This is a genomic window from Micromonospora sp. RB23, assembly GCF_053585025.1.
Genome location: NZ_CM132111.1, coordinates 6120302 through 6142219 on the forward strand (window position 1 = coordinate 6120302; position 21918 = coordinate 6142219).

Consider the following 21918-nt stretch of genomic DNA (forward strand, 5'->3'; position numbering starts at 1 on the left):
CACTCACCTCAGGCCTCCACCAGGTAGGAGAAGACGCTCTCCAGGGACTCGTCGGACGGCACCAGCTGACGCACCCGGATGCCCTGGCGCAGGGCGATCCGGGGCAGCGCCCGGGTGAAGGCGCCGTAGTCGCCGGCGCGCACGGTCAGGCCGGCACGGTCCAACTCGACGGCGCTCACCGACGGCTCCGCGATCAGGGCCACGGCCAGCGCCCGGTCGTCGGTGGAGCGCACCGCGAAGACGTGCGGCCGGTTCGTCATGAGCCGGCGGATGGTCCGGAAGTCGCCGGAGGCGGCCAGCCGCCCCGCCACCATCACCTGCACCGTTCCGGAGACCTGCTCGACCTCCTCCAGGATGTGCGAGCTGAACAGGATCGTCCGGCCGGAGTCGCCGAGGGAGTGCAGCAGCTCCATCATGTGCAGCCGCTGGCGCGGGTCCATCCCGTTGAACGGCTCGTCGAGCAGCAGCACCTGCGGGTCGTGGACCAGCGCCGCCGCGACCCGCGCGCGCTGCCGCATGCCCTTGGAGTACGTGCCGATCCGGCGGTCCTGCGCCGACTCCAACTCCACCAGGTCGATGGCGCGTCGGGCCGCCGCCGCCGGGTCGGCCAGTCGGTGCAGCTTGGCGCTGGCGAGCACGAACTCGTACGCGGTGAGGAAGCTCTGCACCGCCTCGCGTTCGCTGACCAGGCCCAGCCTGCGGTAGACGGCGGGGTTACGCCAGGTCGGCTCCTCGTCGAGGGTGACCGTGCCGCGCGACGGGGCGAGGAATCCGGCCATCATGTGCAGCAGCGTGGTCTTGCCGGCGCCGTTCGGGCCGAGCAGACCGGTCACCCCGGGGCCGAGGGTCATGCTGATGTCGTTGACGGCCACCACGTTGCCGTACCACCGGGACACACCGGTCAGGCTCAGCGTGCTGCTCATCAGGAGGCGACCTTCCGGTAACGGGCCAGCAGGAGGGTGGTCGCCCCGGCGACCAGCAGCACCGCGACCAGGGCGTAGATCGGGCCGAACCCACCGATCGACGGGCCGCCGTCCTGGTTGTCGGGGACCAGCAGGTCACCGAGCGACCAGACGCCCACCCCCTGGACCAGGGTCGTGGGTGAGGCGAGCCCGGCCAGTTCGTTGGCCGTACGGGACGGCAGGATGCTCAGCGTGCCCACGATCGGCGTGGTCATCAGGAAGACGGCGACCACCCCACCGGCGGCGAACGCGCGCTTGCCGGTCAGCGACGCGACGAGCAGACCCACCGAGGCGAAGACGACCGCCCACAGCCCGGCGTAGAGCAGACCGGGGAGCAGGTCGAGCAGCTCGTTCCAGACGCCCTTCAGCCCGTCCTTGGTGGTGAACGCGGCACCCAGGAACATGATCAGTTGCGGCCCACCGAGCAGCAGCCAGAGGCCGGTGACCAGCGCCAACAGCTTGGCGATCGCGTAGTCGGCGCGGGGCAGCGGGCGGGAGAAGTACAGCGGCAGCACACCGCTGCGCAGGTCGCGCGAGACCAGCTCCGGCGCGGCCACCGCGACGAAGAACAGCACCAGCCAGCTCATCGCGTCGGCGAACTGGGCGTACGTGGCGACCGGTTCACCGAGTTGGCTGCGTACGGCGGCCAGGGCCACCGCGACCAGGGTGACGATGCCGATCACCAGCCACGGGAAGATCTTGGCCTTGGCGCTGCGTCCGAGCCCGAAGATGGTGCGCAGCCCGTGCAGGTAGAGCGCGCCGAAGACGTGCCGGCGGCCCAGGCGGGGGCCCTCGTAGCGCTGGTAGCCGATGTCGTGGATGACGCCGGCCGGCGCGGACCGGACGGCGGATGACGGCTCAGGCATGGGTGAGCTCCCTCGTGGCGAAGAGTTCGGCCACCCGGTGCCGGCGCTGGTCCAGCCGGTGCAGCGGCAGGTCCAGCTCGGCGACCGCGCCGAGGATCAGGTCGTAGGTGCTGTCGTCGGCGAGCGGTACGAGCAGCAGCCGGCCGTCCCGCGCCACCGGCAGGTCGAGCGCGGCGAGCCGGGCGGCCAACTCCTCGGTGCCCTCGCTGACCTCGACGGCCAGCACGTCGGTGGCCGACGTCATCGCGGAGATGTGGTCGGCACGCAGCAGCCGGCCACCGTCGATGGCGACCAGCGTGTCGCAGATCCGCTCGACCTCGCCCAGCAGGTGCGAGCACACCAGCACGGAGATGCCGAACTCGGTGCCGATCCGGTGCACCAGCGCCAGCATGGCGTCCCGCCCGGCCGGGTCCAGACCGTTGGTCGGCTCGTCCAGCAACAGCAGGTCGGGGTCGTGCACCAGCGCCTGGGCCAGCTTGACCCGTTGCTTCATGCCGGTGGAGTAGCCGCCCACCGGCCGGTACCGCTCCTCGTAGAGCCCGACGTGACGCAGCGCCTCGGAGGCGCGCTCACGGGCCACCGTGCGCGGCAGGCCGCTGATCCGACCGAGGTGGGTGACCAACTCGGCGGCGGACAGGTCGGGTGGGAGGCAGTCGTGCTCGGGCATGTAGCCGACGCGGGCGCGGACCGCCGCCGGTTCGGCGGTCGGGTCGATGCCGAGCACCGAGACCTGACCGCTGGTCGGGGCGATCAGGCCGAGCAGAATCTTGATCAAGGTGGATTTGCCGGCGCCGTTCGCCCCCACCAGGCCGATGATCCCGGGCTCGACGGCGACGGTGAGGTCGGTGAGCGCGGTGACCCGACCTCCGTACGTCTTGGTGAGCGACTGGGTCGCGATCAGTGTCACCAGACCAGCGTAGGGAGTCGATACCTCCCACCGACACCGGCGCGCCCCCGGCGCGCCCCTGATCCTCGCCGCGGCGGACCCCTAGGGTCTGCTTCACAGGGCGGTCGCAGGTTGGGTGGACGTTTGCGCCGGTCCTGCGATCGGTGAGACCCCGCCTCCGGAAAGTCCACTGCGGGGTGGCACGATTCACTTCCCGTTCACCGGGCAGTGTTCCGGGGGATATTCGACCGCCGACGCGGGGAAGGATCGTGATGGTCGAGGTTGGCGTCCCCAAGGTGAGTGTCGTGGTGCCCGCGTACAACACCGGCTCGCACATCGAGAAGCTGGTGGCGTCGCTGCTACGCCAGTCGTTACCGGTCGACGAGTTCGAGGCGATCTTCGTCGACGACGGGTCCACCGACGACACGGGCGCGCGGCTGGACCGGTTGGCCGCCGAGCACCCGCACCTCCAGGTGGTGCACATCGAGAACTCCGGCTGGCCGTCGCGCCCGCGCAACATCGGCATCGAGCGGGCCCGGGGCGAGTACGTGTTCTTCGCCGACGACGACGACTGGTTCGCCGACCAGGCGCTGGAACGGCTCTACGACTGCGCGAAGAAGTACGACGCGGACCTGGTTATCGGGAAGATGGCCGGGCACGGGCGCGGTGTGCCCCGGGAGTTGTTCCGCAAGAACCGCTTCGACGCCACCCTGGAGAACGCGCCGCTGATCGACAGCCTGACCTGTCACAAGCTGTTCCGCCGGGCCTTCCTCAACGAGCACAAGCTCCGGTTCCCGGAGGGCGGCAAGCGGCGACTCGAGGATCATTCGCTCGTGGTCCGCGCCTACTTCGCGTCCCGCCGTACCTGCGTGCTGTCCGACTACACCTGCTACCACCACACCCAGCGGCCCGATGCCAAGAACGTCACCGCGGCCCGACTGGAGCCGTCCAGCTACTTCGCGAGCGTGCGCGACGCGCTGGGCGTCGTCGACGCCCACACCGAGCCGGGGCCGCTGCGTGACCGGCTGCACCGGCGGTGGCTGCGCAACGAAATGATCAACCGGCTGCGCGGCAAGCGACTCCTGGAGGCTCCCGAGGACTGGGTGGAGCAGGTCGCCGCCGAGGTCCAGAACATCATCCAGGAACGGTTCGCCCCCGGGGTCGCGGCTGGCCTCCCGCCGCTGCAACGGGCCATTGCCTACCTGGCCGAGCGGGGACGGGTCGCGGACCTGCGGCGGCTGGCCCGCTGGGAGTCAGGCATCGCTGCGCACGGCAGGATCGACGCGCTCGAGCCGGACGAGCACACCGTCACGGTGCGCGTCGCCGCCGAGCTGCGCTCCGCGGGCCAGCCGATCGGCTTCCGCAGCGACGGCGAACGCGACGTGCTGGTGCTCCCGATCGACGACATCGCCCCCGAGGTGCTCGACTCCACCGCGCAGGTCCGCAAGGCCCGCTTGGACGTGGTCGCCCGCCGCCGGGAGACCGGTGACGAGATCTTCCTGCCGGTGACGTTCCAGGTCGAGCGGGTCGCCGCGCCCGGCGACAACACCGTCCACCTGGTGCACCGCGCCACCACGAAGATCGACTTCCAGGCCCTCAACGGCGGTCGTACGCGGGGGAGTTGGTTTCTCAAGGCACGGGTCACCAACGCCGGATGGACCGAGGACGCGCGGCTGCCGCTGCTCTTCATCTGCCCGGCCGACGGCGCGGAGCCGAGGATCCGTGACGAGCGGAAGGCCTGGAACCGGCTGCGGTCGGCGGTGGGACGCCGGGTCCGCCGCTGACGTCGTGGAGTGGCGGCCTCGACCGATCGGCGGTCGGCTGCGAAACTGTGTGCCGTCAGCGAGTGGGGGGTGTGGATGAGCAACGGCTGGGTGCTGCCCGACGAGGTGCTCCGGGACGCGCCGGCGTATACGCCGCGTCCCGGTGAGCTCGCCGATCTGGAGCTGCTGCTGACCGGCGCGTACGCCCCCCTGACCGGCTTCATGACCCGCGCCGACCTGGTGTCGGTGAGCCGGCGCGGCCGGCTGGCCGACGGCACGCCGTGGCAGGTGCCGGTGACCCTGCAGGTCCCGGCCGCTCTGGCACAGGGTTTCGATCCGCGCGACGAGGCCCGCCGGGCCCTGGTGCTGACCGACGCCGAGGGCGCGCCGGCCGCCGCCCTCGACGTGGCGGACGTCTGGCCGGTACGCGAGGGCGTCGCCGGCCTGGGTGGTCCGCTCCGGCGGCTCGGCGACGGCGCCCACGGCCCGTTCCAGAGGTTGCGGCGCACCCCGGAGGAGGTTCGGGCGCTGCTGCCTCCGGGTCGCGTCCTCGGGGTCATCGCCGACCGTCCGCTGCACCGGCCACAGCTCGCCCAGATCGCCCACGCCGCCCGCACCCTGGCCGCCCACCTGCTGGTGATGATCCCGGTCGGCGAGGGCGGTGTCGGTGGGCTCGCACCGGAGGCGCTGGTGCGAGCGATCTTCGCCGCTCGGGACCGGATGCCCCCGGCCACCCTGGTGGCCGTACCGCTGTCGCACCGGCGGGACGAGATCAGCGACGCGCTGCTACGGGCCCGCGTCTCCGCCGCGTACGGGGTCACCCATCTGCTCTCCACCGGTGAGATGCTCTCCGGGGCGGGCCTGCGGGTGCTGGTGCCCCGCGAGCTGGCGTACGACAACCGGGACGGGCAGTGGCGCTGGCGGGAGGACATTCCGCCGCGTAACCGGCGTCTCGCGCTCACTCAGGACGAGATCGACGACCTGCTCGACCGTGGCTTCCCCCTGCCCGAGTGGCACACCCCTCCGGCGGTGGCGAAGGAACTGGCCCGGGCTCGCCCGCCGCGGCGGCACCGCGGACTCGTGGTGTTCCTGACCGGCCTCTCCGGCTCCGGCAAGTCCACCATCGCCCGGGGTCTGGCCGACGCGTTGCGGGAGAACGGCGACCGGACGGTGACCCTCCTCGACGGCGACGTCGTACGACGGGAGCTCTCCGCCGGGCTGGGCTTCAGCAAGACCGACCGGGATCTCAACGTCCGCCGGATCGGGTGGGTGGCGGCCGAGATCGCCCGGCACCACGGCATGGGCATCTGTTGCCCGATCGCCCCGTATGCCGCCGCCCGTGCGACGGCACGGGAGATGGCCCTGGCCGCCGGGGCGGGCTTCGTGCTGGTGCACGTCGCGACACCGCTCGAGGTGTGCGAGCAGCGGGACCGCAAGGGCCTGTACGCGCGGGCCCGCGCCGGTCTGCTGACCGGGATGACCGGCATCGACGACCCGTACGAGGAGCCGACGGACGCGGACCTGGTGCTGGACACCTCCCACGTGAGCGTCGCGGAGGCGGTGCAGGCCGTACTCGATCATCTGACCGAGACCGGCTGGGTGGAATTGAAGATCCAGTCCGCCTGAGCCGTCGCCCCACCCCCTTTCCTTTCGCCGGTTCCGGGCACGCGCTAGTGTTCATCTTTGTTGGAACACGTTCGACCGCGTGAGAGTACGTGGACCCCGGGAGGCACGGCGCATGCTCGCACGGCAGCGGCAGACGGCCATCCTGGACCGGGTCCGCACCACGGGCGGCGTCCGGGTGACCGACCTGGCGACCGAGTTCGGCGTCTCCGACATGACCATCCGGCGCGATCTGGAGGCCCTGCACGAGCGTGGCCTGCTGGCCAAGGTGCACGGCGGTGCGACCGCGGCCGGCCCCAGCTCGACCGACGAGCCGGGCTTCCACGCCAAGTCCGTCCGGCAGCTACCGGAGAAGGCCGCCATCGCGGACCGGGCGGCGGCTCTGGTCCGACCCGGCGCGGCGGTGGCCCTCTCCGCCGGCACCACGACCGCCGAGCTGGCCCGCAGGCTGGTGGACGTTCCCGGCCTGACCGTGGTGACCAACTCGCTGCCGGTGGCCGAGATCCTGCACGCCGGGGGTCGGTCCGACCAGACGGTGGTGCTCACCGGCGGCGTCCGGACGCCGTCGGACGCGCTGGTCGGCCCGCTCGCGGTCGGCGCCGTCCGGCGGCTGCACCTCGACCTGCTCTTCCTGGGCGTCCACGGGATCACCGAGCGGGCGGGTTTCACCACCCCGAACCTGATGGAAGCCGAGATCGACCGGGCGCTGGTCGCCGCGGCGGACCAGTTGGTGGTGCTCGCCGACCACACGAAGTGGGGCACGGTCGGCATCTCCTCGATCGTCGAACTGGCGGCAGCCCACGTACTGGTCAGCGACGAGGCGTTGCCTCCCACCGCGCGACGGGTACTCGGCGAACAGGTGGGCCAATTGATCATGGTTAAGGCGACGAGGGCGGGCCGCGCGACGCGCACGCCGACGAGTGAGGGGACGGCGCCGTGAAGCGCACCGCGATCAACCTGGCCGACGGCCGGGAACTGATCTACTTCGACGAGAACGACGACGCCGTCCGCGACCAGCCGGACCGCCGTGACCTGCCGCCACCGCCACCCGCGTCGCAACTGCGCTACGACCCGCTGACCGACGAGTGGGTCGCGGTGGCCGTGCACCGGCAGACCCGCACGTTCCTGCCGCCCGCGAACGAGTGCCCGCTCGACCCGTCCGAGGGCGACCGGCTGACCGAGATCCCCGCACCGGACTACGACGTGGTGGTCTTCGAGAACCGGTTCCCCTCACTCAGCGGTCGGGTGGCCGACGAGCCCGGCGAGATCACCCCGTTCACGCCGGTCCGACCGGGCCTGGGGCGGTGCGAGGTGGTCTGCTTCACCTCCGACCACAACGCCTCCTTCGCCAGCCTCCCGCCGCGCCGCGTCCGCACCGTGCTGGACGCGCTCGCCGACCGGACCGAGGTGCTCGGCGAACTGCCCGGCGTCGAGCAGATCTTCTGCTTCGAGAACCGGGGTGTCGAGATCGGTGTCACGCTGCACCACCCGCACGGGCAGATCTACGCGTACCCCTTCGTGACGCCGCGCACCCGGGCGTTGCTGGCCGCGGCACGCCGGCACGCCGAGCGCACCGGCGGTGGCAACCTGTACGCGGACGTGCTGGCCGCCGAGCGCGCGGCCGGCGACCGGGTCGTCACCGAGAACGAGCACTGGACGGCGTTCGTGCCGGCGGCGGCCCGCTGGCCGTTCGAGGTGCACGTCGCGCCCCGACGCGTGGTGCCGGACATCCCGGCCCTGAGCGACGACGAGCGGGACGCCTTCGGGCCGCTCTACCTCGATCTGCTGCGCCGCTTCGACGGCCTGTTCGACATGCCGATGCCCTACATCGCGGCGTGGCACCAGGCCCCGGTGCGGATCGACCGCGAGCTGGGCCACCTGCACCTTCAGCTCTTCAGCATCCGGCGGGCCAAGGACAAGCTGAAGTACCTGGCCGGTTCCGAGTCGGGGATGGGCGTCTTCATCAACGACATCTCCCCCGAACGCGCCGCCGAACTGCTGCGCGCCGCCTGATCCCGCCCGTCCTCGAACTGCCCCTCGTCGGCCGTCAGGGCGGCGACGAGCGCAGGCGAAGGCCGGGAAACAGGGCGCGGGGGGCCCGGGACAGGGCCCCCCGCAGGGAAGGGACGGCTGGCTGTGCTCGACACAGCCGGGAAGGCTGGCTGATCGGCACGCACACTGCGGTCGACCTCGGTCAACCTTCTCGGACGCGACTGGCATCTCGTCCACCCTGGTCAACGAGGCGCGCCGAGCCGGGTGACGCCGCCCGCGTGTCGCCCGCCGGACACAGCGGAGCCCGCCGGCGGGTGCCGACGGGCTCCGGTGCTGTGCTGTCGAATCAGGCGGAGAGCCGGCGGGCCAGGTTCTCGTCGAGCGCGTTCATGAACTCGTCGGTCGTCAGCCACGGGGCGTCGCGCGAGATGAGCAGCGCGAGGTCCTTGGTCATCTGGCCGCCCTCGACGGTGTCGATGATGACCTGCTCCAGGGTGTTGGCGAACTCGGTGACCGCCGGCGTGCCGTCCAGCTTGCCCCGGTGGGCGAGGCCCCGGGTCCAGGCGTAGATCGACGCGATCGGGTTGGTCGAGGTCTTCTCGCCCTTCTGGTACTGCCGGTAGTGCCGGGTGACCGTGCCGTGCGCCGCCTCGGCCTCGACGGTACGGCCGTCCGGGGAGAGCAGCACCGAGGTCATCAGGCCCAGCGAGCCGAAGCCCTGCGCGACGGTGTCGGACTGCACGTCACCGTCGTAGTTCTTGCAGGCCCAGACGTACCCGCCCTCCCACTTGAGCGCGGCGGCGACCATGTCGTCGATGAGCCGGTGCTCGTAGGTCAGGCCGGCGGCGTCGAACTCGGCCTTGAACTCGGCCTCGAACACCTCGGCGAAGATGTCCTTGAACCGGCCGTCGTACGCCTTGAGGATGGTGTTCTTGGTCGACATGTAGACCGGGTAGTTGCGGTCCAGGCCGTACCGGAACGAGGCCCGGGCGAAGTCCCGGATCGACTCGTCGTAGTTGTACATGCCCATGGCGATGCCGCCGCCGGGGAAGTTGGCGACCTCCATCTCCATCGGCTCGCCGCCGTCGGCCGGCGTGTAGGTGATGGTCACCGTGCCCGGGCCGGGGACGACGAAGTCGGTGGCCTTGTACTGGTCACCGTGGGCGTGCCGGCCGATGATGATCGGCTTGGTCCAGCCGGGCACCAGGCGCGGCACGTTGGACATGATGATCGGCTCACGGAAGACGACGCCGCCGAGGATGTTGCGGATGGTGCCGTTGGGCGACCGCCACATCTTCTTCAGGCCGAACTCCTCGACCCGGGCCTCGTCCGGGGTGATGGTCGCGCACTTGACGCCGACGCCGTGCTCCTTGATGGCGTTGGCGGCGTCAATGGTGACCTGGTCGTCGGTCTCGTCGCGGTACTGGATCGACAGGTCGTAGTAGTGCAGGTCGACGTCGAGGTAGGGCAGGATCAGCTGCTCCCGGATCTGCTTCCAGATGATCCGGGTCATCTCGTCGCCGTCGAGCTCCACGACCGGGTTGTTTACCTTGATCTTCGCCATCGGCCGGCGCTCCTCTCGGGGGACACGTGCTCAAGCAGTACGAGCGTACTGCAATTGGGCCGGCAGCCCCCAGCCGGCCTCGACCGACCGGTGAAACCGGGCTGCACGGCACAGCAGTTCCCTGACACGATCGCGCGATGCCATTGAGCCGCACCCTCGGGTCTATCACGATCACCGCGCTCACCGACGGCGAGGGCGCGTTCTTCCAGCCCCGCGACGAGGCATTTCCGCACGCCACGGCCGCCCACTGGGCAGAGGCCGACCGACGCGACCCCGGTTCGGTCACCGCCGACGGGCAGTGGTGGCTGCCGTTCCGCAGCTTCGCGATCCGCGCCGGCGACGGACCGGTCACCCTCGTCGACGCCGGAATCGGCCCGACCGACGCGCCCGCCGCGAGTTGGGCGCCGGTGCCCGGTCGGCTACCCGCCGAACTGTCCGCCGCCGGCATCGATCCCGCCGACGTCGACACCGTCGTACTCACCCACCTGCACACCGACCACATCGGCTGGGCGGTCACCGGCACGCCCGGCCGGCCGTACTTCCCGAACGCGAGCTACCTGCTCCAGCGCGCCGAGGTGGAAGCCGCCCGGGCGCTCAACCCCGAACTGCCGGCCGGCCTGATCGCGCCGTTGCGCGCCGCCGGCCAACTGCGGGTGGTCGACGGCGACAGAGACCTCACCCCGGGGGTACGACTGCTGTCCACCCCCGGACACACTCCCGGCCACCAGTCGGTGCTCGTGACGGTGGCCGACGAGCGCCTGCTGGTCACCGGCGATCTCCTGGTCCACATGGTGCAACTGGTCGACCCCACCCTGGCGTACGCCCACGAGGAAGACCCGGAACAAGCCCGAGCCTCCCGCGTAACCACCCTGCGCGCCCACTCTCCCATCCTGCTGGCCACCCCCCACCTAGCCACCCCCTTCACCCCCCACCCCTAACCCCCTGCCCCGCCCCGCCCCGCCCTGCCCTGCCCTGCCCTGCCCTGCCCTGCCCTGCCCTGCCCTGCCCTGCCCTGCCCTGCCCTGCCCTGCCCCCGTTGATCATGAAGTTAGCGGCCCCTGACGCGGCGTGTCGGGACGCTAACTTCATGATCAACTCGGGGTTCGAGGTGCGGACCCGGCCTCGACCCCGGTGATCAAGAGGTTTGCGTCAGGAATCGGGGTCTCGGTGACGCGAACCTCTTGATCACCGGATGGGCGGGCGCGGAAAGCAGGCGCAGGGCGGATCCGGCCGGGGCGTGGGGCCGGAGCGGGGGTGCGGGGCGGGGCCGCGCCCTGCGGGGGCGCGCGACCGGGGCGCAGAGCCGGGGCGCAGGGCGCAGGGCCGGGGCGCAGGGCGCACAGCCGGAGCGCAGGGCCGCACCGGAGCGCGGGGCCGAACCGGAGCGCAGGCCGGGGCGCGGGGCCGGGGCGCAGGGCGCAGGGCCGGGACGGGGGCTCAGGGACCGGGGGGCGAACGCGGGAAGGGCGCGTCGGCGGAAGCCGGCGCGCCCTTCGTTGCGTTCGTGGGTGTCACATGCTGGAGATGTCGCCCTGCTTGGCGCGGACGGCCTCGGCGGCCTCCAGGAGGCTGGCGCGCTCGTCGGCGTCCAGGTCGGTCTCGACGACCCGACGGACGCCCTCGGCGCCGATCTCGGCCTCGACGCCCAGGTAGACGCCGGAGATGCCGTACTCGCCGTCGACCCACGCGCAGACCGGCATGACGTCGCCGGAGTCCTCGGCCACGGCCTTCGCCATGCGGGCGGCGGCGGCGGACGGGGCGTAGTACGCCGAACCGGTCTTGAGCAGCGCGACGACCTCGGCGCCACCGTTGCGGGTCTTGACGACCAGCTCCTCGATCTGCTCGGCCGGCATGGCGTCACGCAGCGGCTTGCCGTTGACGGTGCTCTGCGACGGCACCGGCACCATGGTGTCGCCGTGCGAGCCGAGGGTCAGGGTGCGTACGGACGCCACGGGCACGTTCAGCGCCTCGGCGACGAAGTTGCTGAATCGTGCGGTGTCGAGCATGCCGGCCTGGCCGAGAACCCGGTTCTTGGGGAACTGGGTGGCGATCTGCGCCAGGGCGGTCATCTCGTCGAGCGGGTTGGAGACGACGATGACGACGGCGCTCGGGGCGTACTTGGCGACGTTCTCGGCGACCTGGCGGACGATCTTGGCGTTGGTCTCCAGGAGGTCCATCCGGCTCATGCCCGGCTTGCGGGGCAGACCGGCGGTGATGACGACGACGTCGGAGCCCTCGATGGCCTCGTAGCCCTCACCGTTCGGACCGGTGGTCACGCCGACGACCTTGGTCTCGAAGCCCTCGATGGCCCGCGACTGGTTGAGGTCGAGCGCGAGGCCCGCGGGCTTGCCCTCCACGATGTCAGTGATCACTACGGTGTCGAAGACGTCGTACTCGGCCAGGCGCTGTGCGGTGGTGGAGCCGTAGAAGCCAGCCCCGACGACAGTGACCTTCTTACCCATGGTCGTCCCACTCCCTGATACCAGTCGGTTTTCCGGACCGTATCAGTCATCCTGGCACCGATCGGGCCAGGGGCGGCGGCCGTCGCCGGGATGGGGCGAACGTCACCGCCGTCCCCGGCGTCACCGGCGTACGGATCAGCCGCGCTCGGCGCGCTCCACCACGTTCGTCAACAGCATGGCGCGCGTCATCGGGCCGACGCCGCCGGGCATCGGGACGAGCGCGCCGGCCGTCTCGGCCACCTCCGGGTCGACGTCCCCGGTGTAGCGGCCCTTGCCGTCGGGACCGATCACCCGGGTGATGCCGACGTCCACGACCACCGCGCCGGGGTTGATCATGTCGGCGGTCAGCAGCCCGGGTACGCCGGCCGCAACGATGACGATGTCGGCGGCACGGGTGTGCGAGGCGAGGTCGAGGGTGCCGGTGTGGCAGAGGGTCACGGTGGCGTTCTCGCTACGACGGGTGAGCAGCAGGCCGAGCGGACGGCCGACGGTGTTGCCCCGGCCGACGACTGCCACGGTGGCGCCACGCAGCGCCACGTCGTGGCGGCGGAGCAGCTCGACGATGCCGCGCGGGGTGCAGGGCAGCGGACCGTCGTAGCCGAGGACGAGGCGACCCAGGTTGACCGGGTGCAGCCCGTCGGCGTCCTTGTCGGGGTCGATCAGCTCCAGCACCCGCTGGGTGTCGAGGTGGGCGGGCAGCGGCAGCTGGACGATGTAGCCGTGGCACGCCGGGTCGGCGTTCAGCTCGGCGATCACGTCGTCGACCTGCTGCTGGGTGGCGTCGGCCGGCAACTCCCGGCGGATCGAGGCGATGCCCACCTCGGCGCAGTCACGGTGCTTGCCGTTGACGTACGCCTGACTTCCGGGGTCGGCCCCGACCAGGACCGTGCCGAGCCCGGGGGTGATGCCGCGCTCCGCGAGAGCCTTCACCCGTGTCCGCAGCTCGTCCTTGATCTCCGCTGCGGTCGCCTTGCCGTCCAGAAGCGTCGCCGTCACGACCAGATCGTCTCATGTCCGGCACCCGCCGTTCCCGGGACCTCGCTCCGGACGGCCGTCGAGGCCCCGGTCACACCCGATTTGGTAACGAAGAGTCACGTGCTCTTCATCACTATGCGTGACGGCCTGTGGACTCGATCACCGTTAAAACGGTCGAACCCCACGTGACCGACCGAGAGCGGTCGAGGTGCGGATCGGCACCGAATCCGCCCCGGCAGGGGACGGACGTTTCCCAACTCACCGGCAATTGAGCAGCTCAGCGCCGTCTATCCGGTTTGGGGTAGCACGCGACACGGCACCCGGCAAGGAAGGTGTCCTCGGACCGTTACGCACCCGCAACCGGGCCGTTGTCGACGGCCGGTAACCGACCTACCGTTACCGCTTGTTGCGCAGCGTAAACCCAGCGTCGGGCCTGACTGCGCAGCGTGAGGAGATGAGGAGGCTCAATGCGAGTTCGTAGACTCGCCGCCTGGACCGCCCTCCCGCTCGCGGTGACGCTGGGCCTCGCGGCCTGCGGCAGCGGCGGAGACGGTGGATCCGGTGGCAGCGGCAGTTCGGCCGTCAGCATCCAGATCGGCGAGCCGAAGCACCTGGTTCCCACCAACACCACCGAGACGTCCGGCGCGCAGGTCCTCACCGGCCTGTTCAGCCCGCTCGTCGACTACGACGCCCAGAACAAGCCGTACGAGGTCGCCGCGCAGTCGGTCACCTCGTCCGACAACAAGGTCTGGACGATCAAGCTCAAGGACGGCTACACCTTCCACAACGGTGAGAAGGTCACGTCCGAGGACTACATCAACGCGTGGAACTACGGCGCGTACGCCCCCAACGGTCAGGACAGCAACTTCTTCTTCGAGAAGATCGCTGGGTACGCCGACCTGCAGGGCAAGGAGCCGAAGGCCAAGGAGATGTCCGGCCTCAAGAAGGTCGACGACCTGACCTTCACCGTGACGCTCTCCGACCCGTACATCGACTTCCGGTCGATGCTGGGTTACACCGCGTTCTACCCGATGCCGGACGCCGCGTTCTCGGCGCCGGGCGTGCTAAAGGACTCCTACGAGCAGGCGCCGATCGGGCAGGGCCCCTTCAAGATGAAGGGCACCTGGCAGCACGACAGCAAGATCGACGTCGAGCGCTACGACGCGTACCCGGGTGAGAAGCCCAAGGTCAAGGACATCGAGTTCCGGATCTACCAGCAGCTGACCGCGGCCTACGCGGACGTCCTGGCGGACAACCTGGACGTGCTGCCGACGATCCCGACCGAGAGCCTGAGCACCGCGCCGACCGACCTGGGCGACCGGTACCAGACCAGCCCGATGTCGTCGTTCCAGTTCCTGGCGTTCCCGACGTTCGACAAGGACTACGCCAACCCGGACGTGCGCAAGGCCATCTCGATGGCGATCGACCGTGACGAGATCACCAAGTCGGTCTTCAAGGGCTCGCAGACGCCGGCGCGCTCCTTCGTCTCGCCGGTCCTGCCGGGTTACCGGGAGAACACCACCGGCAAGGTGGGCGAGTTCAACCCGACCGAGGCCAAGAAGCTCTACCAGGCCGCCGGTGGCCCGTCCAAGATCGTCATCTCGTACAACGGCGATGGCGGCCACAAGGACTGGGTCGACGCCACGGTCAACCAGCTCAAGGCCAACCTGGGTGTCGACGCCGTCGGTGTCGCCGAGCCGAAGTTCGCCGACCTGCTGACCAAGGTCGAGAAGAAGACGCCGGTGGGCGCCTTCCGGATGGGCTGGGTCATGGACTACCCGAGCATGGAGGACTACCTCGGCCCGCTGTACAGCACCAACGGCTCGTCGAACTACTACGGCTACAGCAACCCGGAGTTCGACAAGCTCGTCAAGGAGGGTTCCGCCGCCAAGACGCAGGACGAGGCGATCGCCAAGTACCAGCAGGCGGAGGACATCCTGGCCAAGGACATGCCGGTGATCCCGCTGCGCTTCGGCCAGAACGTGTTCGGCCACTCCTCGAAGGTCAAGAACGTGCAGATGGACCTGTTCCAGCGGGTCAACCTCGTCAAGATCGAAGCGGCCAGCTGAGCTGACCAACGGATTCGGGCCACCCGGGCAACGACGCCCGGGTGGCCCGGACCGCGCTATCCCGGCCGGGTCCGCGACACGGACCCGGAAACACCGGTGGCGCCGGCCTCCCCCGGGCCGGACGGAACGTCTCTGACATTTCGGGTACGACCAGAGATGCCGTCCTGCGACCCTTTCGCACATTTCCGGAGAGACTGCTAAGCATGTTCCGCTACATCCTGCGGCGCCTACTCCAGATGGTCCTGGCGTTCTTCGGGACCACGCTGATCGTCTACGCGCTGATGTTCGCCGGACAGGGCGACCCCATCCAGGCCCTCGCGGGCGAACGACCGGTGACCGCGGCCCAACGGGCCTACCTGACGGAGAAGTACCACCTCGACGCGACCGGCGTCGGCGGCTTCTTCTACCGCTACTTCGACTACGTCAAGAGCCTGCTCCAGGGTGACCTCGGCCAGTCGCTGACCGGCCGCCAGATCGGCGACATCCTTCAGGCGGCCTGGCCGGTCACCCTCAAGCTCGCGCTCATCGCGCTCGCCGTGGCGATCATCTTCGGGGTCACCGCAGGTGTGGTCGCCGGCATCCGGCGGGCCAGCATCTTCGACAACTCGACGCTGGTGCTGACCCTGCTGGTGCTGGGCATCCCGACCATCGTGCTGGCGCCGCTCGCCCAGTACCTCCTGGGCGTCAAGTGGCAGCTCTTCCCGCCCACCGCCGGCTCCCAGCCCTCGTTCTACGCGTTGCTGCTGCCGGGCATCGTCCTCGGCTCGCTGTCGCTGGCCACCGCGCTGCGGCTGACCCGCACCTCGGTGGCCGAGAACCTGCGCGCCGACTACGTCCGGACCGCCCGGTCCAAGGGCCTGGTCAAGCGCCGCATCGTCACCGTCCACGTGCTGCGCAACTCGCTCATCCCGGTGGTCACCTTCCTCGGTGTGGAGCTGGGCAACCTGATGAGCGGCGCGATCATCACCGAGGGCGTCTTCAACATCCCCGGCGTGGGCTTCAACCTCTTCCGCGGCATCCGCACCGAGGACGGCCCCCTGGTGGTGGGCATCGTCAGCGTGCTCGTCGTGGTCTACCTGGTCTCGAACCTGGTGGTGGACGTCCTGTACGCCGTACTCGACCCGAGGATCCGCTATGAGTGATTTTGAGACTGTGGCGGCCACCGAGAACCAGGCCGCGCGGCGTGGCCCCTCGGGCGAGCCGGGCACCCCGAACCAGGTCGGCGCTCCGCAGAAGCCGCGCAGCCTGGCCGGGGACGCGTGGCGCGACCTGCGCCGCAATCCGATCTTCTGGATCTCGCTGACGCTTGTCGTCGTCTTCACCCTGATGGCGCTCGCCCCGGGCGTGTTCACCGCCAACAACCCCAACGACTGTCTGCTCTCCCGCCAGCACGCCGGGCCGTCCGGCGGGGCCATCTTCGGGTACGACTTCCAGGGCTGCGACACGTACTCCCGGGCGGTCTACGGCACGCGGGCCTCGCTGCTGGTCGGCGCGCTCGCCGCGCTCGGCACCGGCATCATCGCCCTGGTCGTCGGCATGCTGGCCGGGTACTTCGGCCGCTGGGTGGACGCCGTTCTCTCGCGGGTGATCGACGTGGTGCTCGGCATCCCGCTGCTCCTCGCGGCGATCGTGCTGCTCAAGCGGGTGTCCAGCGACAGCGAGAACGCCCGGATCGCCGCCGTGATCTTCGTGCTGGCCATCCTGGGCTGGACCACCGCCGCCCGGGTGGTGCGCTCCTCGGTGATCACCGCCAAGGAGCAGGACTACGTCGCGGCGGCCCGGATGCTCGGGGCCGGCAACGGCCGGATCATGTGGCGGCACATCCTGCCGAACTCGCTGGCTCCGGCCATCGTCGTGCTGACCATCGCGCTCGGATCGTTCATCGCCGCCGAGGCGACGCTCTCCTTCCTGGGCATCGGCCTGAAGGCGCCGACCATCTCGTGGGGGCAGGACATCGACACCGGCCGCATCCACATGCGGGAGGCGGCGACACCGCTGATCGTCCCGTCGGCCTTCCTCGCGCTGACCGTGCTGGCGTTCATCATGCTCGGCGACGCGATCCGTGACGCCTTCGACCCGAAGCTGCGGTGACTCTCCATGCGAGCGCGAGGAGTGAGCGAAGCGAGCCCCACAGTCGCGAGCGAAAGGCAGGCACAGTCATGACCATCGAACCCACGCCCGCCTCCGCCACCCCGGAGGGCGGTCACCTGCTCGAACTGCGGGACCTGCACGTCGAGTTCCGGACCAACGAGGGTGTGGCCCGGGTGATCAACGGCGTGTCGTACCACCTGGACGCCGGGGAGACCCTCGCCGTGCTCGGTGAGTCGGGCTCCGGCAAGTCCGTCACCGCGCAGGCGATCATGGGCATCCTGGACACCCCGCCCGCGTTCGTCCGCTCCGGCCAGATCCTCTACCAGGGTCAGGACCTGCTCAGCGCCTCCGAGGAACAGCGACGGCAGGTCCGCGGCAAGGAGATCGCGATGATCTTCCAGGACGCGCTGTCCGCCCTCAACCCGGTGTTCCCCGTCGGCTGGCAGATCGGCGAGACGTTGCGCCAGCGCGCCGGCATGTCCCGGGGTGACGCCCGCCGCCGCGCGATCGAGCTGATGGACCTGGTCAAGATCCCCGGTGCCGCCAAGCGGATCGGTGACTACCCGCACCAGTTCTCCGGCGGTATGCGGCAGCGCGTCATGATCGCGATGGCGTTGGCGCTGGACCCGAAGGTGCTGATCGCCGACGAGCCCACCACCGCGCTCGACGTCACCGTGCAGGCCCAGATCATGGACCTGCTCGCCGACCTGCGCCGGGACCTCAACATGGCGATGATCCTGATCACCCACGATCTGGGCGTGGTCGCCGGCGTCGCGGACCGGATCGCGGTCATGTACGCGGGCCGGATCGTCGAGCACGCCGACGTCCGCTCGCTCTACAAGGCGCCGGCCCACCCGTACACCAAGGGGTTGTTGGAATCGATCCCCCGCCTGGACGTCCGCGGCCAGGAGCTGGCGACGATCAAGGGGTTGCCCCCGAACCTCATGCGCATCCCCTCCGGGTGCCCCTTCCACCCCCGGTGCCCGTACGCGCAGCAGGTCTGCGTGGACGTGGTGCCGCACGACCTGGTCCTCGGCGACGGCCGGGCCAGCGCTTGCCACTTCGCGCAGGAGGTCCGTGATGACAGCGCCCGCTAGCTCCAGCAAGGTCCGGGGCGAGACCATCCTCTCCGTCGACAACCTGGTGAAGCACTTCCCGATCAGTCAGGGTGTGCTGTTCCAGCGGCAGATCGGCGCGGTCAAGGCCGTCGACGGCGTGAGCTTCGAGCTGCGCCGGGGCGAGACGCTGGGCGTGGTCGGCGAATCCGGCTGCGGCAAGTCAACCCTCGCCCGGCTGCTCATGCGGCTGGAGACGCCCACCTCCGGAAGCGCCACCCTCGAAGGTAGGGACCTGTTCAAGGCCTCCGGGTCCGAGTTGCGCCGGCTGCGGCGGAACATGCAGATGGTCATGCAGGATCCGTACACGTCGTTGAATCCGCGGATGACCGTCGGCGACATCATCGGCGAGCCGTTCGAGATCCACCCGGACGCCGCGCCCAAGGGCAGCAAGGCCAAGCGTGTCCAGGAGCTGCTGGACGTCGTCGGTCTGAACCCGGAGCACATCAACCGGTACCCGCACCAGTTCTCCGGCGGCCAGCGTCAGCGCATCGGCATCGCCCGGGCGCTCGCGCTGCGGCCCGAGGTGATCGTCTGCGACGAGCCCGTCTCGGCGCTCGACGTCTCCATCCAGGCTCAGGTGATCAACCTGCTGGAGCAGCTCCAGGACGAGTTCGGGCTCTCGTACATCTTCATCGCCCACGACCTGTCCGTCGTGCGGCACATCGCCGACCGGGTCGCGGTCATGTACCTCGGGCGGATCGTCGAGATCGGCACCGAGGACGAGATCTACGAGCGCGCCACCCACCCGTACACCCAGGCCCTGCTCTCGGCCGTGCCGGTGCCGGACCCGGAGGTACGCGACCAGCGCACCATGATCCGGCTGGTCGGCGACGTGCCCAGCCCGGCCGACCCGCCGAGCGGCTGCCACTTCCGGACCCGCTGCTGGAAGGCCCAGGAGATCTGCGCGATCGAGGACCCGGCGACGGTCCCCCGCGCCGCGGACCCCCACCCGTCCGCCTGCCACTTCGCCGAACTCCGCTCCCCCACCACAGCCTGACCGCCCCGTCCCCGGCACGCGGCCCCCGCGCGCGGCCCCCGCACGCGCCCCGGCACGCGGCCCCGCACGCGTCGATCATGAAGTTGTGGTGGGCGGCTTCTCCGCCGACGCCCCTTTTGCGGGGCACCACAACTCCATGATCGACGGGGTGAGGGGCGGGGCGGGGCGGGGCGGGGCCGGGCGGGATCAGTGGAAGAAGTGGCGGGTTCCCGTCAGGTACATCGTCACGTTGGCCTTCTTCGCCGCTTCGATGACCTCTTCGTCGCGGATGGAGCCGCCGGGCTGGACGATGGCGCGGACGCCCGCGTCGATGAGGATCTGCGGGCCGTCGGCGAACGGGAAGAACGCGTCCGAGGCGGCCACCGAGCCACGGGCCCGGTCGGCGCCGGCACGACTGACGGCGAGCTGCGCCGAGTCGACCCGGTTGACCTGACCCATGCCCACCCCGACGGTCGCGCCGTCCTTGGCGAGCAGGATCGCGTTGCTCTTCACCGCGCGCACCGCACGCCAGGCGAACGCCAGGTCACGCAGCAGCTCCTCGTCGGCGGGCTCACCGGTCGCCAACTGCCAGTTCGACGGGTCGTCGCCGGGGGCGTCCACCCGGTCGGCGACCTGGGTAAGCACGCCACCGGTCACCGACCGCCACTCGATCCTCGCCGGGGTCCACGCGGGCGCGCGCAGCAGCCGGACGTTCTTCTTGCCCTGCAACACCTCGACCGCGCCCTCGTCGAAGCCGGGGGCGACCACGACCTCGGTGAAGATGTCCGCGACCTGCCGGGCCATCTCGACCGAGACCGGTCGGTTGACCGCGATGACACCGCCGTACGCCGACACCGGGTCGCAGGCGTGCGCCCGGCGGTGCGCCTCGGCCACGTCCACGCCGACCGCGATGCCGCACGGGTTGGCGTGCTTGATGATCGCCACGGCCGGCTGGTCGGCGAAGTCGTTCGCGGCCCGCCACGCGGCGTCCGCGTCGACGTAGTTGTTGTACGACATCTCCTTGCCGTGCAGCTGCTCGGCCTGGGCCAGCCCCGCCGGGACGTCCGGGTCGGTGTAGAGCGCGGCCGGCTGGTGCGGGTTCTCGCCGTACCGCAGCACCGTCGACTTGCGCAGCGCCGAACCGGCGAACGTCGGCCAGGTGTCGTCGGCGGGGGCCAGCTCACGGGCACACCACTGGGCGACCGCCACGTCGTACTCGGCGATGTCGGCGAACGCGCGGGCCGCGAGCGCGCGACGCTGGGCCAGCGTGAAGCCACCCTCGTCGAGCGCGCCGAGCAGCGCCGGGTAGCCGGCCGGGTCGGTGAGCACGGCGACCGAGGCGTGGTTCTTGGCGGCGGCGCGCACCATGGCCGGACCGCCGATGTCGATCTGCTCCACGCACTCCTCGACGCCCGCCCCGGAGGCGACGGTCGCCTGGAACGGGTAGAGGTTGGAGACCAGCAGGTCGAACGCGGCCACCCCCAACTCGTCGAGCTGCGCCACGTGCGTGTCCTTGCGCAGGTCGGCGAGCAGGCCCGCGTGCACCTTCGGGTGCAGGGTCTTCACCCGGCCGTCGAGCACCTCGGGAAAGCCGGTCACCGTCTCCACCGGCGTCACCGGCACCCCGGCGGCGGCGATGGTGCCCGCCGTGCTGCCGGTGGACACGATCTCGACGCCGGCCGCGTGCAGGGCCTGGGCCAGCTCGACCAGACCGGTCTTGTCGTAGACGCTGACCAGCGCCCGCCGAATCGGGCGACGCCCGTCCTGAGTGGGACTCACGGAACCGTGACCTTCCTTCCGGTGATGGTCCAGCCTTCGCGGACCAGCCGACCGACCTGCTCGACGAGCTGGCGGCGCTCGGCTTCCTTGATGCGTTCGGTGAGGGTGTCCACGTCGTCGTCGTCGAGCACCGGCACCGCGACCTGCGCCACGATCGGTCCGGTGTCCATGCCGGCGTCGACGAAGAACAGCGTGGCCCCGGTGAGCTTCACGCCGTAGGCGAGGGCGTCGCGCGGACCGTGGACGCCGGGAAACGCCGGCAGCAGGGTGTTGTGGGTGTTCAGGTAGCGGTCGCCGAAGGCGGCGAGGAAGTGCGGGCCGACCAGCTTGAGGAACCCGGCGGAGATGACCAGGTCGGGTTGGTGCTTGGCGACGTGCGCGGTGAGCGCCCGGTCCCAGTCTTCCCGGCTGTCGTGATCCCGGACCCGCTCGACGAACGTCGGCACCCCGGCGGCCTCGGCCCGGTCCAGGCCCGCGATGCCGTCGCGGTCCGCGCCGACAGCCACCACCTGGGCGCCGTACGCGGGGTCGGCGGCGGCGTCCAGCAGGGCCTGGAGGTTGCTCCCGGAGCCGGAGACGAGGACGACGATGCGGGCGACGGACGCGGGCTCGGTCACCGCAACACCCTATCGGGCAGGTCACGAACGCCCTTCGACCGGGCGGCGCGCCGAATCTGCGCCGGTGCGGACGAGCATCCACCCGGTACGCTGCCGGTCGCTCGGGCTGGACACCGTGCCGGCCCGCACCCCTGTCAGTGACCCGGCACCGCGCGCGTGCCGATGGAATGAGGAG

18 protein-coding genes are annotated in these 21918 nt (G+C 70.7%); 10 read left to right on the forward strand and 8 right to left on the reverse strand.

Features of this window, described 5'->3' with window-relative positions; translation table 11 throughout:
• Positions 1-8: 8 nt before the first annotated feature.
• From ACTFTM_RS27875 to ACTFTM_RS27885, 3 genes are read right to left on the reverse strand one after another with little or no spacing between them, the layout of a single operon-like run.
• Positions 9-923 carry an ABC transporter ATP-binding protein gene (locus ACTFTM_RS27875; protein WP_449563348.1) on the reverse strand — a complete coding sequence of 305 codons (915 nt, stop codon included), beginning with the start codon at positions 921-923 and terminating at the stop codon, positions 9-11.
• Positions 923-1828 (reverse strand): ABC transporter permease, encoded by a 906-nt coding sequence (locus ACTFTM_RS27880; protein WP_449563349.1) that lies wholly within the window; start codon positions 1826-1828, stop codon positions 923-925. Before ACTFTM_RS27880 ends, ACTFTM_RS27875 begins: the two co-directional genes overlap by 1 nt.
• Positions 1821-2735: an ABC transporter ATP-binding protein gene (locus ACTFTM_RS27885; RefSeq protein ID WP_449563350.1), complete on the reverse strand. Its 915-nt coding sequence runs from the start codon at positions 2733-2735 to the stop codon at positions 1821-1823. Before ACTFTM_RS27885 ends, ACTFTM_RS27880 begins: the two co-directional genes overlap by 8 nt.
• A gap of 251 nt (positions 2736-2986) precedes the next feature.
• Between ACTFTM_RS27885 and ACTFTM_RS27890 the strand changes: the two genes are divergently transcribed.
• From ACTFTM_RS27890 to galT, 4 genes are all read left to right on the forward strand, one after another.
• Complete coding sequence (locus ACTFTM_RS27890) at positions 2987-4498, forward strand: glycosyltransferase family 2 protein (RefSeq protein ID WP_449566753.1); 1512 nt, start codon at positions 2987-2989, stop codon at positions 4496-4498.
• 75 nt (positions 4499-4573) lie between these two features.
• The gene (cysC, locus tag ACTFTM_RS27895; RefSeq protein ID WP_449563351.1) at positions 4574-6103 is read left to right on the forward strand and encodes an adenylyl-sulfate kinase; all 1530 of its coding nucleotides are present in this window, start codon (positions 4574-4576) and stop codon (positions 6101-6103) included.
• 112 nt (positions 6104-6215) lie between these two features.
• The gene (locus ACTFTM_RS27900; RefSeq protein WP_449563352.1) at positions 6216-7040 is read left to right on the forward strand and encodes a DeoR/GlpR family DNA-binding transcription regulator; all 825 of its coding nucleotides are present in this window, start codon (positions 6216-6218) and stop codon (positions 7038-7040) included.
• Positions 7037-8113 (forward strand): galactose-1-phosphate uridylyltransferase, encoded by a 1077-nt coding sequence (galT, locus tag ACTFTM_RS27905; protein ID WP_449563353.1) that lies wholly within the window; start codon positions 7037-7039, stop codon positions 8111-8113. The genes ACTFTM_RS27900 and galT overlap by 4 nt, the downstream gene beginning before the upstream one ends.
• A gap of 325 nt (positions 8114-8438) precedes the next feature.
• Here the strand turns inward: galT and ACTFTM_RS27910 are convergent, their stop codons facing one another.
• Entirely contained in the window at positions 8439-9656 is a 1218-nt protein-coding gene (locus ACTFTM_RS27910) for an NADP-dependent isocitrate dehydrogenase (RefSeq protein ID WP_393213628.1), read from the reverse strand.
• Positions 9657-9793: 137 nt separating this feature from the next.
• Between ACTFTM_RS27910 and ACTFTM_RS27915 the strand changes: the two genes are divergently transcribed.
• Positions 9794-10594 (forward strand): MBL fold metallo-hydrolase, encoded by an 801-nt coding sequence (locus ACTFTM_RS27915; protein ID WP_449563354.1) that lies wholly within the window; start codon positions 9794-9796, stop codon positions 10592-10594.
• A gap of 573 nt (positions 10595-11167) precedes the next feature.
• Here the strand turns inward: ACTFTM_RS27915 and ACTFTM_RS27920 are convergent.
• Positions 11168-12118: a malate dehydrogenase gene (locus tag ACTFTM_RS27920; protein ID WP_357126210.1), complete on the reverse strand. Its 951-nt coding sequence runs from the start codon at positions 12116-12118 to the stop codon at positions 11168-11170.
• Between the two features lie 135 nt (positions 12119-12253).
• Positions 12254-13114, reverse strand: coding sequence for a bifunctional methylenetetrahydrofolate dehydrogenase/methenyltetrahydrofolate cyclohydrolase (locus ACTFTM_RS27925; RefSeq protein ID WP_449563355.1), 861 nt, complete (start codon positions 13112-13114; stop codon positions 12254-12256).
• A gap of 446 nt (positions 13115-13560) precedes the next feature.
• Here ACTFTM_RS27925 and ACTFTM_RS27930 point away from each other — a divergent pair, with 446 nt between their 5' ends.
• The 5 genes from ACTFTM_RS27930 (at position 13561) to ACTFTM_RS27950 (ending at position 19368) form a co-directional block, all read left to right on the forward strand.
• Complete coding sequence (locus ACTFTM_RS27930; RefSeq protein WP_449563356.1) at positions 13561-15162, forward strand: peptide ABC transporter substrate-binding protein; 1602 nt, start codon at positions 13561-13563, stop codon at positions 15160-15162.
• A 203-nt stretch (positions 15163-15365) separates the two neighbouring features.
• Positions 15366-16304, forward strand: a complete 939-nt coding sequence (locus ACTFTM_RS27935; protein ID WP_449563357.1) for an ABC transporter permease — start codon at positions 15366-15368, stop codon at positions 16302-16304.
• Positions 16297-17253, forward strand: coding sequence for an ABC transporter permease (locus ACTFTM_RS27940; protein WP_449563358.1), 957 nt, complete (start codon positions 16297-16299; stop codon positions 17251-17253). The genes ACTFTM_RS27935 and ACTFTM_RS27940 overlap by 8 nt, the downstream gene beginning before the upstream one ends.
• Positions 17254-17321: 68 nt before the next feature.
• Positions 17322-18350 carry an ABC transporter ATP-binding protein gene (locus ACTFTM_RS27945; protein ID WP_449563359.1) on the forward strand — a complete coding sequence of 343 codons (1029 nt, stop codon included), beginning with the start codon at positions 17322-17324 and terminating at the stop codon, positions 18348-18350.
• On the forward strand, positions 18334-19368 hold the full coding sequence (locus ACTFTM_RS27950) for an ABC transporter ATP-binding protein (RefSeq protein ID WP_449563360.1): 1035 nt from the start codon (positions 18334-18336) through the stop codon (positions 19366-19368). The genes ACTFTM_RS27945 and ACTFTM_RS27950 overlap by 17 nt, the downstream gene beginning before the upstream one ends.
• A 186-nt stretch (positions 19369-19554) precedes the next feature.
• Here ACTFTM_RS27950 and purH read toward each other — a convergent pair whose 3' ends face one another.
• Positions 19555-21126: a bifunctional phosphoribosylaminoimidazolecarboxamide formyltransferase/IMP cyclohydrolase gene (purH, locus tag ACTFTM_RS27955; RefSeq protein ID WP_449563361.1), complete on the reverse strand. Its 1572-nt coding sequence runs from the start codon at positions 21124-21126 to the stop codon at positions 19555-19557.
• On the reverse strand, positions 21123-21743 hold the full coding sequence (purN, locus tag ACTFTM_RS27960) for a phosphoribosylglycinamide formyltransferase (RefSeq protein ID WP_449563362.1): 621 nt from the start codon (positions 21741-21743) through the stop codon (positions 21123-21125). The genes purH and purN overlap by 4 nt, the downstream gene beginning before the upstream one ends.
• Positions 21744-21918: the final 175 nt, after the last annotated feature.